The following is a 4,440-nucleotide window of genomic DNA, read 5'->3' as shown; positions in this document are numbered from 1 at the left end:
GCGGCCGACTCCGCGGTGGCGCCGCACGTGGCGACGGCGGAGACCTCGCGTACCGGCGCCGGCGGCGACGACGCGGTCCTCCAGCCGCCGCCGCGCCCGCGGGTCCGCTTCGCGGACGGCACGGCGCCCGGCGACGCGCTCGCCACGGACGCCCGGGCCCCGTTCACCGTGCCGAAGCACGCCACGGTCGAGAACACGCTCGACACCTACCGCCGGCCGCGCCTGGACCGGACGATGCTGCCGCCGCCGCGCAACGGGCGCGTCGTCACGTTCGACGACGGCAGGCAGCTGCCCACGTACATCACCGGAGACGGGACCGGTACGGGGCGGTCCGGCTCCTACGGGGGGAACCGGGTCGCCCTGCGCGGCGTCCGCCACGTGGTGACGGAGATCGGCCACCGTGCCGGGTTGTCGCAGGAGGGCCCGCGCGGCCAGGCGGAGGCACTGGCGGAGCTGCGCCGCGCGCTGCGCGACACTCCCTGGGTGTTCCACGGCGAGGGCTACCGGTCGCCCTCCTTCACGGACCGGGACGGGCAGGTGCGCAGCCTGCGCGTCACCACCAGGCCGCACAACACCTGGGAGCGGTTCGAGGACACCTACGGCTCGCCGTTCAAGTTCGACTCCGTGCAGCGCAGCCAGGTCACGACCGGCTCGGGCGCGGTGCAGTCGACCGGACTGCGGGTGGCGCCCGGCTTCTCGCTCGGCCCGGCCTCCGGCATCGCCGCGTACGGGCGGATCGCGGGTGGTTTCGGATACACCCGCACCTACGAGTACGCGCAGCACAACCAGACGTTGAGCCAGGCCGAGACGAAGATGGGGGACGTCTCCGACCTGTACCTCGACGACGTGCAGTACGAGGTGCAGGTGGAGGGTGGGACGGACGCCGCCCGCGAGCCCCACTTCACCTTCGGCGTGCGCAACGGCCTGACCGTCCGCCTCCCCGCGAGCGAGACGCGGCCCGGCATGGCGCACGGGCAGGCCCCGCACGAGATGACGATCGAACCGGACGCCGGCTACCGCCTCGTGCACACCGAGGGGTTCGGGCCGGTCCAGGAGATCAGGGAGTGGGCGCTGCGGCGCGCCCGCGTCCCGCGCGGCACGACGGCGCACGAGGAGATCTCCGGGTTCTTCACCACGGAGAACTTCCATCGCATGGCCGATCGGCTCGCCCACGGCCTCGTCAGCACACGGCAGTTGGCGCGGGACGACAAGCACCGCTCGCCGATGGGCGCGTTCGTCGTCGACCGGGTCGTACCCGGCAGGGCGACGCTGCTCACCGAGACGACGGCGGCGGAGCTGCGGATGACCGTGCAGCAGGCCGTCAAGAACGAGCGGACCCTGTCGAAGACCTACTCGCAGGAGATCAGCGCCGCCGTCGGCCCGAGCTTCGACATGTCGTCCTTCTTCGGCCATGCCGCCGGGCTGCGGGCCATGGTCGGGGCGGTCGGCCGGTACGTGCGCTCGACCACGCACGGCACGGTGTTCGGGTCGACGGCCAACGAGAAGTTCGCCGGGCAGGCGAAGAAGGTGCCCACCCACCTGTACCTCGTGCAGAAGACCGTGTACGTGCGGCGCACGGGCGACGCGGAGGCCACGCCGTTCACGACGTGGAGCCTGGACCGCATGACCACCACCGAGGCGCGCCGCCTCGCCGGGTGGGACGACGGCACGGCCACGCCCACCCGCCTGGCCAACGAGCCCTTCGCACCGCTCTACCTTCCCAAGGACAGGCCGAGCGTGCTCGGCATGAGCCGCGCGGAGGCGTTCGTCCACGAGCCGGCCACCGCCAGGGGCCAGGCCGCACCGCAGGAGCGACCCGTGCCGGACGGGCACGGCGGGCAGGAACCGGCCGTCGCCGTGCGCGAAGAGCCCCGGCAGCAGGAGCACACGCCCGAGGGGCAGCCCCGGCAGCAGGAGACCGCGGCCCCCCGGCAGCAGGAGAGGGAGCGCGCCGGGGAGCGGCCGGAGCACGCGGCGGGCGCCGCTCCCCGTGCGACCTTCCTCCAGGAGTTCACGCAGCGGGTGCTGGCCGCCGCGGCTGCCAAGTACCCCGACATGATCGGGACGTTGGAGGACTTCACCGAACTCGGTGCCTCGCGCTGGAGCAGCCGGGAGCACTACCGCATGGCCCTGCAGAACACGCTGAACGTGGTGAACACGCTGTCCCACCACAGCATGGCCGGCAACCTGGCGACCCTCATCAGCACCGGTGTGCGCATCGACCTCGTCGGCCCCGGCCGCTTCCACCGGGCCCACCGCCACCTGTGGATCGACGGGACGCTCACCGACCGCCGCTACGAGGGCACGCAGAACGACCTCTACGTACGCACCAGCGCACCCGCCACCCAGCGCCTGGACGGCCAGCGCAACGTCGTGCGCGGTTACGAGGGCGGCGTCGAGGCGTCCCTGAGCGTGCGGGACTCGGGGCTCGACGCCGCGGGCGCGCCCCGCACCCTGGGCACCCTCCAGGCGGGTCCGCGATGGGGCCGGCAGGCCGGGCGGCGGACCGGGTACGGCTCGACCGCGTCCTTCGAGTCCCTCAGCGCCGCCACGTCCCCCTCGCATCTGCACAGCTACCGCCTGGAGCTGTCGGCTTCGACGGGCGGCTACCGGCGCTTCCGGCACCTGTGGCGCGGCACCGCGTCCCTCGGCGTGCTGGGCACGCAGATGTTCGTGCGCAACGAGCCGCACACCGACCTGGTCGGCGGCGCGGCGGGCGACCCCATGACGGGGCGCGTCGTCCTCGCGGTGGCCTCCGAGCACACACCGGAGCGGGACCCGCACGCCACGACGGGCGCGGGCACCCCGGCCCCGGACACCGACACGCCGCTGACGACGGCTCGGGCCAAGGCGCTGCTCGACGGTGACGTGCTGGGTGCGCCGCCCCGCGAGGAGAACCCGTTCGGCGACCAGCCCTTCCACACCGTCTCGGTCGGCGCGCACCCCGAACTCGTCACGAGCGCGGTCGACGTGATGCGGAAGGTCTCCAACGACGCCTGGTTCTTCCGCCAGCCGGGGGCACCCGCGCACGAGGCGATGGTGCGGTCGCTGCGCTCCGGCCCGCTGACGGCCGACTTCGACCAGCTGTCGAGCTCCACCGGCAGCCGGCTGGGCGGCCTGTTCGGCCAGAACCCCTACCTGAACCGGCTGGGCGCCCTCGTCCACCGCATGGGGGTCGGCAACCTGAGGGTGGTCTCCCGGCCGGTGAAGGTCGAGACGGAACACACCCTCGGCACCGACACCTCGGCGTCGGGGGCCGTGACCACCACGCACACCTTCACCCTCGCGATGGCCGGCAACGCCGTCCACACGCAGGGTTCGGCCACGACCGTCAGCGGCACCTACGGCGGGCTCGCCCAGCTCGGCAGCACGCACGGCGAGACGCGCACGGTCACCCGGACCGTCACGTCCGACCTCAACGTCTCGGACTCCAGCCACAAGGTGCTGGTGGTCGGCGACACGGAGCACGAGATAGCGGGCACCTCGCGCGGTGACGGCCTGCTGGCGCCGGCGCACGCCCTGGCCACGTGGCTGCGCACCGCGTGGGCGGGCCGGCGGCTCACGTTCTCCGGCGACTGGGTCGGCCATGTGGCGGAGAAGGCCGCCCACCGCGTCGGCCTGCTGCGCGACGGGCTCGGAGAGGTGCCGCGCTACACCGAGCACGAGTGGCGGCTGCCGACGTGGTGGGAGGACAGCCCCTTCGGTGCGTACCCGGTCAACTCCGTCGACGCGGCAGGCGTCGTCGCGGAGTTCACCCGCAAACTGGAGAGCGTCGGCGCCGACGAGGCGACCCGCGACGACGCGAGGGCCCGGGCCCTCCCGCGTCCGCTGCGCGCTCTGCACGCGCGACTGGTGTCCGGCGGCACGGAGAGCCGCTCGCGCATCGGCGGCCCCGGCTGGGGCCAGGTCAGGATCGGCGGCCGGACACGGCTGGTCACGGCCGAACTCATCAAGCAGAAGACGGAGTTCGACGGCCTCGGGCACAGCGCCGTCTTCCGCGACGGCCGGCACGCCACCGAGACCAGCGAGACGACACGGACGGACACCCGGGTCAAGGCGATCGGCGCCCAGATCGGCGAGGCCGTGCGCACCGGCGACGACATCGCGAGCGCCGCCGGCCCCACCTACTCGGAGCAGGGTTCCAGCACGCAGCAGGTGACGACGAGCCGGACCACCACGCGGCTGCGGAACACCGTCTTCTCCACGAACGAGCCGCACGCCGAATACCTGACGAGCTACCGGCTCAGGCTCACACTGGAGCTCGGCGGCGGGAAGCGCGTCACGGCCGAGGGCGACGTGGGCACGGTGCGGGAACAGGTACCGCTGAGCCTGGCCGTACCGGCCCGCGACACCGCCGCGCCGACCCCGGGGGAGCACGACGGCGCCGCCCGCGAGCCCGGCGCCGGGACGCAGCGGGCGGCCGCACCGGCCGCACCGGCC

General features: G+C 73.9%; 1 protein-coding gene. It reads left to right on the top strand.

Translation table 11 applies throughout. From position 1 onward, the window contains the following. Window positions 1-4,440 (top strand): hypothetical protein (locus L1885_RS24290; protein WP_235799303.1); only part of this gene is annotated, 4,440 nt, incomplete at both ends.

This window comes from Streptomyces fuscigenes, assembly GCF_021556455.1.
Lineage (GTDB): Bacteria > Actinomycetota > Actinomycetes > Streptomycetales > Streptomycetaceae > Streptomyces > Streptomyces fuscigenes.
Note: the sequence above shows the minus strand (reverse complement) of the source record. Positions and strands in the feature narration are given on the sequence as shown.